The organism is Kitasatospora sp. NPDC097643 (assembly GCF_040302625.1).
GTDB lineage: Bacteria > Actinomycetota > Actinomycetes > Streptomycetales > Streptomycetaceae > Kitasatospora.
Map to the genome: position 1 here is coordinate 309,631 of NZ_JBEOSA010000001.1, position 12,795 is coordinate 322,425.

The following is a 12,795-nucleotide window of genomic DNA, read 5'->3' on the forward strand; positions in this document are numbered from 1 at the left end:
CGGGACCAGCCGTCGGCCGTCTCTACCGTCGGACGGGTGACAACGCGTACTGATGGGCCGCTGGGCGCCGTGCTCGCGGCGTACGACCGGCAGGTGGACGGCCTGTTCACCTACTGTCTCTCGGTGCTGTGCGAGCACGACGCGGCCGCCGACGCCCTGGCTGAGGCCCGCGAGCTGGCGCAGCGACACGGCGGCCGGCTGGCCGAGCCCGGGCTGGTCCGGGCCTGGCTGTTCTCGCTGGCCCGGTACTGCTGCCTGCGGCGGCTCGCGGACGGCGCCGGGCAGGGGGCCACGGCGGATCCCACCGAGGCCGAGGCGGCCCGGCGGCGGCGTGAGCTGGCCTCGCTCGCCTGGCCGGAGGCGGCCGGCACCGACCCGGAGCAGCGCGAGGCGCTGGAGCTGTCCGTCCGGCACCGGCTCACCCCGATCGAGGTGGCGGCGGTGCTGGGCCTGCCCTTCGAGCGGACCCGGGCACTGCTCACCGCCGCCGAGGCGGAGGTCGCCCGGACCCGGGCGGCGCTGCTGGTCCTCGGCGTCGGCAGCTGCCCGGAGCTGGACCGGCTCGGCGGCGCCGGGGCGGAGTCCTGGCGGGACTGGGTGCTCGGCCCGGCGCTGCGCCGGGAGCTGGTGCACCACGTGGTCGACTGCCCGACCTGCCGGGGGACGGCGGAGCGGGTCGCCGAGGAGGCGGCGGAGGGTGGCACGGCCGGGCTCTCCGGGCTGCCGCTGCTGACTGCGCCGGGTTCGGTGGTGGGTTCGGCGGGAGAGGCCGCGGAGGGTTCGTCGGAGGGCTCGTCGGAGGCTGCGGGGTACCTGCCCGGGGTGGCCGGGCCCGGACGGCGGGCGGCTGCGGCGGGGCCGGTGGCGGCCGAGCCGGGGCTGCGGTTCGACCACGTGGGCTTTCCCCGGCACCGGCTGCCGGACGCCGGGCGGGGCCTGGCGGTCCGTCGGCGGGTGGTGACCACCGGGGTGCTCGCGGCCGTACTGGCGGCACCGGTGGTCGCGCTGTGGGCGGGGCACCGGGGTGGCGACGGGTCGGGGACGGCGGCGGCGGTGTCCTCGGTGCGGGTCGACGAGGCCGGACGGGTCGAGGCGCAGCGGCCGCCGGAGGCGGGGGCTGGAGCCGGGGCCGGCTCGGCGGAGGGCACGGTCGGGGCGGGCTCAGGGGTGCCGGGGGTGCCCGGGATGGAGCTGGCGGGGGCTGCGGGGCGGGGTGCAGAAACGTTGCTTCCCGGGTTTCCGAGGCTGATCCTTCAGGGGCCGGTGGTCCCGGTGCCGGCCCGGGGCGCGACCCCGCTCGGCAGCCCGACCCTGGTCGCCGCCCCGGCCCCCGCCGTCGGGCGCGCCTCCGTGGGCGGGGCCGGAGCGGCCCCCGGCCAGACCGATCCGGCCCCGGCCGGACTGCTCACCGTCGAAGCCGGCGAGTACGGCAGCCGGACCGTGCTCACCCTCACCAACTCCGGTGCCACCGAGATCCGTTGGCACGCGGTGGTGGACTCCAGCTGGCTCCGGCTCAGCCGCGACGCCGGCACCCTCGCACCGGGCCAGCGCATCACGGTGATCGTCACCGTGGACGAGGACCTCGCGCCGGCCACGCACTGGACCGCGCGGATCGCACTCCCGCCCTCGCAGGCGGTGGTGACCCTGGAGGGCGGCCCGCACAACCGGGGCGGCTCCGCCACCGTCCCGGCCGACCCGGGCACCTCGGCGACGGCCGCGCCGACGCCGACGACCGCACCGACGGCGTCGCCGACGGCATCGCCCACCACCACGCCGACGACTGCGCCGAGCCCGTCCGGGCACCCCTCCCCGACCGCCACGGCCGCACCGTCGTCCCCGCCCTCGACGACCTCCCCCGCACCGACCGGCTCCCCCACCCCGCACCCGACCCCGCCCACACCGTCGGGCTCCCCGACCCCCACCCCGACCGGAACAACCACCCCCCACCCGACCGGCCCAGCCACGACACCCCCGGCAGCGCGGTAGGCCTTCCCGCCCACAGAGGCGCCGAAAGCCCGGCCACGTCCGGGCCCGGCGCCACCGGCCGAGGCGGGGCAGGGGCTGGGGTCAGATGCGGTGGATCGGGGGGACTTGGTAGGTGGCGTCGAGGACCGCAGGTTTGGGTTGGTAGAGGCGGATGATGGGGCGGAACTCTCCGGTGGGGGTGGGGAGCCAGTTGGCCGCCGCCACCGGGTCGTCGGGTTGTTCGTGCTGGAGGGTCAGGGTGAGTGAGCCGTCCGCGCCGTAGACCAGGCCGGGGGTGCGGTCGCCGACGGAGTAGCGGTTGATGGGGTTCTCGACCAGGTAGTAGTCCGGGACGGAGTACATCGTGACGGACCAGAACGCCCCGACCGGCGGGGGTTCGTCGAAGCGCAGCGTGTAGCGGTGCGCGCCGCTGAGCGGGCGGCCGTCGGTGTCGTCGTAGGTCATCGCGTACGACGCCTCGTAGGCGTGGTTGCCCCACAGGCCCGCGCGGGCGGCGGCGGCGCGGCTGAGGTAGGCGGCCCGGCGGTCGGGGATGCGCCATTCGGGGTCGTCGAGGGTGCCGGGGCCGAGGTGGTCGACGTTGTAGTCGAACAGGTGCAGCGCCGCACGCCATTCGCCGGCCGGGTGGTCCTCGGGCGGGCGGGTGGCGTCCTCGACCCGCTCGCGGCCCGCGGCCAGGCCCTTGAGCAGGGAGAGCGTCCAGTCCTCGGCGGCCGCCCGGTACGGCGAGGTGCCCTCGTCGAGCAGGCCGAGCGGGGCGAACCGCTGCTGGTACTCGACGTCCGGCGCGGACGGCGGGAAGGCCCGCATCCAGACCCGCAGGCGTTCGAAGAAGGCGAGCCGTTCCGGCACGTCCGGGTCGGGCTCGGGCAGGCCGGCGACCAGGCCGCCGGGTTCCAGCGCCTCCAGGGTGAGCGCCGCCTGGAGGTCCTGGACCCGGGCGAGGTCGTCCGGGCCGGCGCAGGCGAAGCGGCCGACGACGGTGGCCACGGTCGTCGGCGCCTCGATCACCCGCGCGGCGTCCGGCGGGGTGCCGTGCCAGCCGGGCGGGACGATCAGCCAGGTCTGCCCGCCGGTGCCGGTGGCGCGGCGGCCCACGTAGGCGAAGTTGTCGGTCCAGGCGCCGACGAACTGCAGCACGTAGTACGCCCCGGCGGTGTCCGGGACGTGCAGGACCTGCGGGCCCTCGGAGAGGTCCAGCTGGGCGATCGAGTACACGGTGTCGTTGTTGACCGAGACGAACTGGTCCCTGGGGCCGGCCAGCCGGGTGGCGTGGCTGAAGTGGTTGAACGGCGCCGCCGGCAGGGTGCCCATGCCGCCCTGGGTGAAGCGCTCGACCATGGTCAGGCCGGCGACGAGCGGGTAGCCGTAGACGTACGCGTCGGCGGCCAGGGCCTCCAGCTCGGGCTGGGTCATCGGGTGTCCTTCGTCGGGTCGGGGCGGTCGGGGTGGGACGGTCGGGGCGGTCGGGGTGGGACGGTCGGGACGGGGTGGGACGGTCGGGACGGGACGTGCGGTGCGGGCTCAGCGCGGGGTGAGCGGCGGGAGGCGCCAGCGGCCGTCCAGGACGGCGGCCTCCGGGCCGTAGATCCGGATGACCACGGAGAACGGGCCGTCCGGGGCGGGCAGCCAGTTGGCCGAGTGCTGGGCGTTGGCGGGCCGCTTGTGCTGGACGTAGAGGGTGAGGCCGCCGTCCGGGTCGCGGACCAGGCCGGGGGTGCGGTCGCCGATCGAGTAGCGGTCCAGGGTGTTGTCGACCAGCCGGCGGTCCGGCAGCTCGTACATGGTGGCCGACCAGAAGAAGCGGGCCGGGGGCAGCTCGTGCGGGCCGAAGCGGATCAGGTAGTCGCGGTCGCTGGCGTTCGGCGGCCGGTTGCCGGCGCTGTCCTCCGGCCAGCCGGCGTACCAGGCCTCCTCGGCGGGCAGGCCGTACGGGCCCAGCACCGCGCCGAGGGCCTGGTCGAGGTACTCGGTGCCGATCCGGTCGCGGGTGCCGAACAGGTCGGCCGAGCCGGCCGTCCCGGCGGCGGCCCGCTCCAGGCGGGCCCGGCCGTCGGCGATGCCGCGTTCGATCTCGGCGCGGACCTCGATCGGCAGGGTGGCCGGCTCGAACTCGCCGCGCCCGTCGATGCCGAGGTCGGTGAGGCGCCCGCGCAGGTCGGCCTCGGCGGGCGGGGCCGGGAAGAAGCCGAGCAGGAAGTCGAGGAAGCCGAAGAACTCGATGGTGTCCAGCACCTCCTCGCGCCAGACCGGCCAGACCGGGTCCGGGGCGGGGGTGGGCGGCGGGGTGCCGGCGTACTCGTGCAGCGGGCGCAGCCGGTACTGCTGCTGGATCCGCTGCAGTTCGTCGACGTCGGCCGGGTCGGTGCCGGGGAGGTGGGTGCGGCCGAGGATGCCGATCAGCCGGGTGGCGGTACGGATGACGCTCCTGATGCCGGGCGGGGTCTCGCCCTGCCAGTCGGGACCGGCCACCAGGTGGTCGCCGGCCTCCGGGCCGGTGGCATTGGCGCCGATGAACCCGGCGTACACGGTGTCGAGTTCGTGCAGCGGGAGGACGTAGTACCGGTCCTCGGCAGGCACCGAGACGACCCAGGGCTCGGCGCGCAGGTCGAGCCAGGCCCAGGAGTACGCGGCGTCGTTGTCGGGGGTGACGACGTCGGTGTCGGCGGGGGTGAAGGGCTGCGAGTAGTGCCGGAACACGCCGAAGCCACCGACGTACCTCGGGTCGGCGTCGTCCAGGGCCTGGGCGTAGAGGGTGCGGTAGTTCTGCAGGATGGGGTAGCCGCGGATCCACGCCTCGGCGGCGGTGGCGCGGATGGTGGCCGGGTCCACGAGTGCCGGGTTGACCATGCTGTCGCTCTCCCCAGGTGACACATCTCGGACATGTGATGACATAGGGGATGCTAGGCGGGGTGGGGTGGGTCGGCACCTCGGCCCGGTGGCCGCACGCGCGCCCGTCGGCTCTGCGCACGCCGGTCGGCGCTGCGCGCACTGGTCGGCTCTGCTGAGCGCGAATCCGCGCGTACGAACGGGGCCGTGACGGAAGGGTGACCAGTATGAAGATCCTCTTGCTCGGTGGCTCATCCTTCCTCGGGCGGGCCTTCGCCGCCGAAGCCCTCGACCGAGGCCACGAGGTCACCACCTTCAACCGCGGCCGCAGCGCCACCGACCTGCCGGGCGTCGAAGCCGTCCGGGGCGACCGCGACTCCGCGGACGACCTGGCCCGGCTGGTCGACGGCCGCCACTGGGACGCCGTCGTGGACACCTCCGCCCAGCAGCCCGCCCAGGTCGTCACCTCCGCCGGGCTGCTGCGCGAGCGCGTCGGCCACTACACCTTCGTCTCCTCGGTGCACGCCTTCAGCGACTGGCCGGCCGAGGTCGTCACCGAGGACTCGCCGCTGCACCCCTGCCCGGCCGACACCCCGCCCGACCAGCCGCCCGCCAACCCGCTGAAGGCCGGCTGCGAGCGCGCGGTGCTGGAGAACTTCGGCGCCGACCGGGCGCTGATCCTCAACAGCGGGCTGCTCATCGGACCGTACGAGAACGGCGGCCGGCTGCCGTGGTGGCTGGAGCGGATGGCGCGCGGCGGGCAGGTGCTGGCCCCGGGCGACCCGGCGCGGACCATGCAGGTGATCGACGTCCGGGACTTCGCCGCCTTCGGGGCCGACCTGCTGATCGCCGGGACGACCGGCCGCTACGTCACCACCGCGCCGCCCGGGCGGCTCACCTTCGGGGAGTGGCTGGAGACCTGCCGGGCAGTGGCGGGCGCCGCCGACACCGAACTGGTGTGGGTGGCGGACGAGCCGCTGCTCACCGAAGGACCGGACCAGGTCCAACCATGGCTGGAACTCCCGCTCTGGGCCCCGGACGTGCCGGAGCTGGCGGGCGTCTGGCTGGCCGACACCACCCGCGCGCAGGCCGCCGGGCTGCGCTGCCGGTCGTTCGCCGAGACCGCGCGGGACACCTGGGAGTGGCTGCGGACCCGCGGGCCGGCGGAGGACACCACCCCGGACGGGCGGAAGGGGCGGCCGGAGTCGGCGCACAAGCAGGGCATCGAACCGGCCAAGGAGCAACGGCTGTTGGCCGCGCACGGCCGGGCGGCCTAGACAAAGGCGGGGCGGGTGGGCCGCCCGGAGTGGGAAGTCGGCGTCGTCGACTTCCCACTCCGGCCACTTCAGCCGCTACAGCCACTCCGGCCGCTCCGGCCGCTCCGGCCGCGGGGCGGAGCGGCTCAGTGGGTCCGGCGGGTGACCAGCTCGGCCAGCGCCAGCAGTTCGTCCGCCGCGGACGGCTCCGGCACCGCCACCGCCAACTGGGCCATCGCCGCGGCCATCCGCTCGCAGGACTCGCCCTGCGCCCAGCCGCGCCCGCCGGCCGCCTCGACGTCCGCCGCGCACTGCGCCAACTCTTCGGCGGTGAGCGGGCGTTCGAGGGCGTACAGGGTGCCGAGCCGGTGCCCCTCGGGGGTGCCGGAGCCCAGCGCCGCGACCACCGGCAGGGACTTCTTCCGGGAGACCAGGTCCGCGCCCACCGGCTTGCCGGTCACCGCCGGATCGCCCCAGATCCCGATCAGGTCGTCGATCAGCTGGAACGCCAGGCCGATCTCCCGGCCGAAGCCGTCCATCGCCTGCGCGGCCTCCGCCGAGCCGCCCCCGTACCGGGCACCCATCGCGCAGGCGGCCCCGAGCAGGGCGCCGGTCTTCGCCTCCGCCATCGCCAGGCACTCGGTGAGCGAGACGTCGTTGCGCTGCTCGAAGGCGCAGTCGATCTGCTGGCCCTCGCAGAGCTCGACCACGCAGTCGGTGAGCCGGCGGATGGCGTCCGGGGCGGCCGGGTGGGCGTCCTCGGCCAGCAGCCGCAGCGCCAGCGAGTGCATGGCGTCCCCGGCCAGGATGGCCTCGGTGGTGCCGAACACCCGCCAGGCGGTGGGCCGGTGGCGACGCGTCTCGTCCCGGTCGATGACGTCGTCGTGGAGCAGGGTGAAGTTGTGCACCAGCTCGACGGCGGCCGCGGCGGCGGTGGCGGTCGCCGGGGTGCCGCCCAACGCCTGGGTGGCGGCCAGGACCATGGCCGGCCGGATCGCCTTGCCGGCCGGGGCCGCGGAGGGCGAGCCGTCCGCCTCCCACCAGCCGAAGTGGTAGCCGGCGACCTTGCGCATCGCGCCCGGCAGCGAGTCGACGGCGGCCCGCAGGACCGGGTCGACCAGAGCACGGGCGCGGGAGAGGACGTCCGCCGCCTCGTGCCCCTCCCGGTGGTCCCGTTCCAGCGTGGAGCTCGTCATGGGTTCCTCCCCCTGTTGGCCTGTCGTGAGGTGGCCGCCGGGCTCGGGCTGCCGGCCGGCGTGCGGTGGAACGCCGCCCGGCCGGGTGTGGGTGCCCGGCCGGGCGGCGCGCGTGGTGGGTCCCCCGGGTCCTCGGAAACTCGGGTACTCGGGCCTCGGGTACTCGGGCCCTCGGGTGCCCGTGGTCAGTCGCGGTGCGCGATGTCCACGTTCTCCAGAACACCGACCGCGTCCGGCACCAGGATCGCGGCGGAGTAGTAGGCGCTGACCAGGTAGGAAATGATGGCCTTGTCGTCGATTCCCATGAACCGCACCGAAAGGCTCGGCTGGTATTCATCCGGAATTCCGGTCTGGTGCAGACCGATGACGCCCTGGTTGTCCTCGCCGACCCGCAGCGCAAGGATCGAGCTGGTGTGCCCGCCGATGATCGGGATCTTGTTGCACGGGAAGACCGGCACCCCGCGCCAGGCCGTGACCTGCTTGCCCTCGACCTCGACCGTGCCCGGGTAGAGGCCGCGCTTGTTGCACTCCCGGCCGAAGGCGGCGATGGCCTTGGGGTGGGCGAGGAACATCTTGGTGCTGCGGCGGCGACTGAGCAGCTCGTCCATGTCGTCCGGGGTGGGCGGGCCGGAGTGGGTCTGGATCCGCTGGTCGTACGCGGCGTTCTCCAGCAGGCCGAACTCGGGGTTGTTGACGAGCTCGTGCTCCTGGCGCTCGCGCAGGGCCTCGATGGTCAGCCGGAGCTGGTGCTCGGTCTGGTTCATCGGCTGGTTGTAGAGGTCGGCGACGCGGCTGTGGACCTTGAGGATGGTCTGCGCGACGCTCAGCTCGTACTCGCGCGGCTTCAGCTCGTAGTCCACGAAGGCGCCGGGCAGCTCGTACTCGCCCTGGTGACCGGCGGAGAGGCCGATCGCGGCCTCGCCGTGCTTGTTCTGCGCCCGCTGGAAGCCGTTCAGGTACTCCATGATCTGCAACTGCAGCGCCTCGGAGCGGTCGTGGAGCTCCTGGAAGGCGGACCAGGGCAGCGCCATCACGGTGCCGGAGGTCGCGGCCCGCACGGTGTACGGCCAGCTGTCCGTCTCCTCCTGAAGGGCCTCGTCACCGAGGTGGTCGCCGTCGGCGAGGGTGCCGACCACCGTCTCCTCGCCGTACTTGCCGGTGCCGATCCGGTCGAGCTTGCCGTGCGCGATGACGAAGACCTCGTCGATCGCGGTGCCGGCCGCGACCAGCACGTCCCCCGGGGCGAAGTCCCGCTGCACGAAGCGCCCGGCCAGCTCCTCCAGCACCGCCTCGTCCTGGAAGCCGCGCAGCACCGGCACCTCGGCGAGAGTCGGCGGGACGATCCGCACCTCGGAGCCGGTCTTGACGAAACTCACCCGACCCCGACCGACCGAGTAGCGCAGGCGACGGTTGACCCGGTACGTGCCGCCGGACACCTGCACCCAGGGCAGCATCCTGAGCAGCCAGCGCGGGCTGATGCCCTGCATCTGCGGCGCCGACTTGGTGGTCGTGGCGAGGTTGCGCGCACCCGCCGTGCTCAGACTCTGCTGCTGCCGGTTCTCCGGCTGCGCGCCCGGCGCAGGAATACCGGCGTTGGTTTCGGTCGACATAATGGGGAGCCCTTCGCATACCCGATGAAGTGTCGCCTTGCACATTCATGTTGCAGCTTCATGGTGGGCCCATTCGGAGGCATCCCGCAATCACTCGTTCGAGTGGTTCTAAATAACCGAACAAATAGTACGACTCGATCACCTGATCGATATATGTTCGACTTGTTATTCGAACTGCCCGGAATGCCGCTCCCCATCCTTCCCCATCGACACCCCGACGCGGGCGACAACCCTGCTGTTCGATCCCGTTCGAGGGGCCGCTAAGGTGCCACCTCTCGCCAACTCCTGCCCTGGGAGGCCCACATGAGCGCCCCCGTACGTGTCTGGCTCAACCGCACCTATGCCGAGAACATCTTCTTCATCGAGCAACTGCACGCCGCCCCGCGCCCGGTGACCGTCCTCGCCACCCACGCCGACCCGGACTCCCCCGTCCTCGCCGCCGCCGACCACGGCGCCCTGGAACCCGCCGACCTGCCCGCCGACGCCTACGTCGACTACGCGCTCGACCACTGCGCCCGGCACGCCGTCGACGTCTTCCTCCCGCAGCTCCACCAACTCGCCGTCGCCCTCGCCCGACCGGAGTTCGAGGCCCGCGGCACCACCCTGCTCTGCCCGCCCGCCACCGCCGTCGCCGCCTACGCGGGCAAGGCCGACGGCTACGCCGCCATCGCCGCCGCCGGACTGCCCACCCCGCCCTGGTGGCGGGTCCGTACCGCCGACGAACTGCTCGACGCCGTCGACCGGATCGAGGCCGACGGGCACACCGCCTGCCTCAAACCCACCACCGGCGCCGGCGGCGCGGGCTTCCGGGTGCTCACCCGCCGGCCGTACGACGCGCAGCGGCTGACCGGCTGGGACAACCAGGTCCAGGTCCAGCAGGTGGCCGCCGCACTGGAGCGGGCCGGCGAGAACCCGCCGGAGGAACCGCTGGACCTGCTGGTGATGCCGCTGCTGGACGGACCCGAGGTGTCGGTGGACTGCCTCGCCGACCGGGACGGCACCCCGCTCACCGTGGTCGGCCGGACGAAGCAGGGCCGGCGGCGCGGCTTCACCACCGACCGGCGGTACCTGGATCCGGTCCGGCGACTGGTCGGGGCGAGCGCGATGGCGTACCTGTCCAACGTCCAGTTCCGCCACCTGGCCGGGGAGCCGGTGGTCATCGACGTCAACACCCGCCCGGCCGCCGGGCTGCACCAGCTGCGGCTGTGCGGGCTCAACCTGCCGTGGGACGCCGTACGGCTGGCGCTCGGGGAGCGGCCGGAGGGCGGCGGGGTGCCGGATGTCGACGAAATCGAGTACACGCTGGTGTCGGGGATCCAGCCGGTCCGGGCGCGACGGGCGGCGGAGGCGGTGGCGGCGCTCGGGGGGTGACGCGGAGGGTGACGGGGGGGTGACGCGCGGGGCGCCGGTGGTCGCCCCCGGTCACGGTGGGCGCAGCGGGATCAGAGCGGGCCGTTCCAGTCGAGCGTCGGCTCCAGCACGCCCTCCAGGGTGAGCAGCCAGCGCTTCACCTCGATCCCGACCCGGCCACCGCCGAAGCCGCCGATCCCGTCGGCCGCCACCACCCGGTGGCACGGCACCAGCAGGGCGACGGGGTTGGCGGCCATCATCTGCCCGACCGTCCGGGCGGCCAGGCCGGGCTCGGTCACGTCCTCGAACACCCCGCTGCGGGCGGCCAGTTCGCCGTAGGTGATGGTCCGGCCGTACGGCACGTCGCGCCAGAGCGTCCGGAGCACCGTACGGTGCGGGCCGGAGCTCAGGCTCCAGTCGATCGGCAGGCCCAAGTCCCGGCTGCGGCCCGCCAGGTAGGCGCCGATCCGCTCGGTCACGGCGGCGATCTTCGACGCGTCGGTGCACGGCGGCCTCTCGCCGTCCCGGCCGCCGTACCCGGCCGCGGCCACGCCCAGCGGGGTCACCGCGACGTGCATCGGGCCGCTCGGCAGCGGCGTCTCCACGGTCAGCCAGGACATCGACCAGGACTGCTGCGGCACGCTCGGGCCCCCACCCTCCGCCGGGCCGGCCGCCGGCCACCCCGGCACCCGGGGGGCGTGCGAGACCAGCCCGCCCCGCTCGCCATCGTACGGCGGGCGGGGCGCCGGCTCGTGGGGTCCGGGTACCGCTGTGATCAGAGCCGTCCCTTCAGCTCGGTGGCGAGCTCCCGCGACCAGCGCGACAGCTCGGCGCGGTCCGCGGCGCGGCCCTCGCACAGCAGGGTGAGCTGCGCGTCGTTGATCCGGTTCGGTCCCGGGATCTCCAGCAGGTAGGCGAGTTCCGCCAGTACGGTGGCGAGGCGCTCGGCGTCCGTGTGGTCGAGGACGACCGCGGATTCGTGGTGGCTGATGGTGAGCGAACCGGGCATGATCGAACCTCCTCCGTCCACCCCCGCACCCTCCACGGTACGACCGGGCCCGCCGCGGCGCCCGCCACGGGGAGGGGCGGGTTCAGCCGACCGGTTCGGGGGCCGGATCCGCCTCCGCGCCCGCCTCGGGGGCGGGCTCCGCGCCGCCCTCGTCCCATCGGCGGCCGCTCACCGACGGTACCGCCAACACCACCGCTGCGGCGGCGAGTTGCCAGCCCGCCCCGAGCCACAGCACGGTGTCCGTGCCGAACCGACCCGCCGCCGGACCGGCCGCGGCCAGCCCGAGCGGCCCGAGGACGAAGGAGCCGAGCGCCCCGAACGAGGTCACCCGCCCCAGCGCCTCCGCCGGCACCCAGCGCTGCATCGTCGTGGTGTAGAGCGTCCCGCAGACCGCCGAGCCGATCCCCGCCACCAGTGCCCCGGCGACCACCCAGGGCAGCGACACGCCCGCCGCGAGCGCCGCCGAGGGCGCCGCCCAGCCCAGCGCGGCCACCGTGGCCACCGCGAGCGGCCGCTCCGGCCGGCGCCCGAGCATCAGCAGCCCGCCCAGCACCGCGCCCACCCCGTACACACCCATCACCAGGCCCCAGGCGCGGGCGCCACCGAGGCCGGCCTGGGCCGTCAGCGGGCCGAGCACCAGGAACGGCGCCCACACCAGCAGGTTGAACAGGCCCATCTGCACGGTGGTGATCCACAGCCACGGGCGGGAGCCGAACTCCTTCCAGCCGGACCGGAGTTCGTCGAGCATCGACTCCGATTCGACACCCGCCGCGGCCCGTTCGGACGACGGTGGGCGCAGCCGCAGCCCGGCCAGGGCCAGCGCGCCGACACCGTACGTCACCGCGTCCACCAGCAGCACCGCCGCCGGGCCCCAGACCGCCGTGACCAGGCCGGCCGCCGCCGGTCCGGCCACCGTGGCCACCGAACGGGACAGTCCCAGCAGCGTGTTGGCGTCCGCCAGCAGCTCCTCGCGGCGCACCAGGCCGGGCACGATCGCACCGAACGCCGGCATGAACAGCCCCTCGCCGATCCCCCACACCGCGACCAGGGCGACCATCGCCCAGACCGGTGCCCGCCCGGCCGCCAGCAGCGCGGCGAACACCGCCTGGACGAGGCCGCGCAGCACGTCCGAGCCCAGCATCACCCGGCGGCTGCCGAACCGGTCGGCGATCACGCCGCCGGCCAGCAGCACCAGCACCACCGGCAGGATCCGGGCCGCCATCACCCAGCCCAGGTCGGTGCCGGTGCCGCCGCCGTCCAGCACCGCGAAGGCCACCGCCACCGGCGCCATCGAGGAGCCGAGGAGGGAGGTCGTGTAGCCGGTGAAGAACCATCCGAAATCACGCTCGCCCAGCACGGCGAGACGGTCTCCCAGCCGCCTGCGACGGGCCGGGATCCGTTCTGTTTCCACTGCCATGGGCGGCAGTCTGCCGTCGGGCGGGAATCGCCTTCAAGGGTTTCCGGGGAAAAAGTTGAGCCTTTTTGACTCAAGAGCTGCGGGCATCGCTGCTGCCGCAGTAAACATCCCTCCTCATGGCTGTTCACCTGCGATTTACTGC

General features: G+C 74.4%; 10 protein-coding genes. 3 read left to right on the top strand and 7 right to left on the bottom strand.

Going from position 1 to position 12,795, the window contains the following annotated elements:
- Positions 1 to 36 precede the first annotated feature (36 nt).
- A complete protein-coding gene (locus ABTY15_RS01480; protein ID WP_350574344.1) occupies positions 37 to 1,986 on the top strand; it encodes a BACON domain-containing protein in 1,950 nt (649 codons plus the stop codon).
- Positions 1,987 to 2,067: 81 nt separating this feature from the next.
- On the opposite strand, the gene ABTY15_RS01485 is transcribed toward ABTY15_RS01480, so the two are convergent.
- The gene (locus tag ABTY15_RS01485) at positions 2,068 to 3,402 is read right to left on the bottom strand and encodes a DUF1254 domain-containing protein (RefSeq protein ID WP_350574346.1); all 1,335 of its coding nucleotides are present in this window, start codon (positions 3,400 to 3,402) and stop codon (positions 2,068 to 2,070) included.
- A gap of 108 nt (positions 3,403 to 3,510) precedes the next feature.
- Positions 3,511 to 4,836 (bottom strand): DUF1254 domain-containing protein, encoded by a 1,326-nt coding sequence (locus ABTY15_RS01490; RefSeq protein WP_350574348.1) that lies wholly within the window; start codon positions 4,834 to 4,836, stop codon positions 3,511 to 3,513.
- 206 nt (positions 4,837 to 5,042) lie between these two features.
- Here ABTY15_RS01490 and ABTY15_RS01495 point away from each other — a divergent pair, with 206 nt between their 5' ends.
- Positions 5,043 to 6,092, top strand: coding sequence for an NAD-dependent epimerase/dehydratase family protein (locus ABTY15_RS01495; RefSeq protein ID WP_350574350.1), 1,050 nt, complete (start codon positions 5,043 to 5,045; stop codon positions 6,090 to 6,092).
- 125 nt (positions 6,093 to 6,217) lie between these two features.
- On the opposite strand, the gene ABTY15_RS01500 is transcribed toward ABTY15_RS01495, so the two are convergent.
- Positions 6,218 to 7,267 (bottom strand): family 2 encapsulin nanocompartment cargo protein polyprenyl transferase, encoded by a 1,050-nt coding sequence (locus tag ABTY15_RS01500; protein WP_350574352.1) that lies wholly within the window; start codon positions 7,265 to 7,267, stop codon positions 6,218 to 6,220.
- A gap of 185 nt (positions 7,268 to 7,452) precedes the next feature.
- A complete protein-coding gene (locus ABTY15_RS01505; protein ID WP_350574354.1) occupies positions 7,453 to 8,877 on the bottom strand; it encodes a family 2B encapsulin nanocompartment shell protein in 1,425 nt (474 codons plus the stop codon).
- Between the two features lie 303 nt (positions 8,878 to 9,180).
- On the opposite strand from ABTY15_RS01505, the gene ABTY15_RS01510 reads away from it, so the two are divergent.
- Entirely contained in the window at positions 9,181 to 10,248 is a 1,068-nt protein-coding gene (locus tag ABTY15_RS01510; RefSeq protein WP_350574355.1) for an ATP-grasp domain-containing protein, read from the top strand.
- Positions 10,249 to 10,319: 71 nt separating this feature from the next.
- Here the strand turns inward: ABTY15_RS01510 and ABTY15_RS01515 are convergent, their stop codons facing one another.
- The 3 genes from ABTY15_RS01515 to ABTY15_RS01525 form a co-directional block, all read right to left on the bottom strand.
- Positions 10,320 to 10,868, bottom strand: coding sequence for a methylated-DNA--[protein]-cysteine S-methyltransferase (locus tag ABTY15_RS01515; protein WP_350574357.1), 549 nt, complete (start codon positions 10,866 to 10,868; stop codon positions 10,320 to 10,322).
- A gap of 134 nt (positions 10,869 to 11,002) precedes the next feature.
- A complete protein-coding gene (locus ABTY15_RS01520; protein WP_350574359.1) occupies positions 11,003 to 11,236 on the bottom strand; it encodes a hypothetical protein in 234 nt (77 codons plus the stop codon).
- An 82-nt stretch (positions 11,237 to 11,318) separates the two neighbouring features.
- The gene (locus tag ABTY15_RS01525; protein ID WP_350574361.1) at positions 11,319 to 12,653 is read right to left on the bottom strand and encodes an MFS transporter; all 1,335 of its coding nucleotides are present in this window, start codon (positions 12,651 to 12,653) and stop codon (positions 11,319 to 11,321) included.
- Positions 12,654 to 12,795: the final 142 nt, after the last annotated feature.

Excerpts from the sequence above, each read along its gene's own strand:
- ABTY15_RS01485 (WP_350574346.1), bottom strand. The coding sequence starts at position 3,402 with ATGACCCAGCCCGAGCTGGAGGCCCTGGCCGCCGACGCGTACGTCTAC.
- ABTY15_RS01490 (WP_350574348.1), bottom strand. The coding sequence starts at position 4,836 with ATGGTCAACCCGGCACTCGTGGACCCGGCCACCATCCGCGCCACCGCC.
- ABTY15_RS01495 (WP_350574350.1), top strand. The coding sequence starts at position 5,043 with ATGAAGATCCTCTTGCTCGGTGGCTCATCCTTCCTCGGGCGGGCCTTC.
- ABTY15_RS01500 (WP_350574352.1), bottom strand. The coding sequence starts at position 7,267 with ATGACGAGCTCCACGCTGGAACGGGACCACCGGGAGGGGCACGAGGCG.
- ABTY15_RS01505 (WP_350574354.1), bottom strand. The coding sequence starts at position 8,877 with ATGTCGACCGAAACCAACGCCGGTATTCCTGCGCCGGGCGCGCAGCCG.
- ABTY15_RS01510 (WP_350574355.1), top strand. The coding sequence starts at position 9,181 with ATGAGCGCCCCCGTACGTGTCTGGCTCAACCGCACCTATGCCGAGAAC.
- ABTY15_RS01520 (WP_350574359.1), bottom strand. The coding sequence starts at position 11,236 with ATGCCCGGTTCGCTCACCATCAGCCACCACGAATCCGCGGTCGTCCTC.
- ABTY15_RS01525 (WP_350574361.1), bottom strand. The coding sequence starts at position 12,653 with ATGGCAGTGGAAACAGAACGGATCCCGGCCCGTCGCAGGCGGCTGGGA.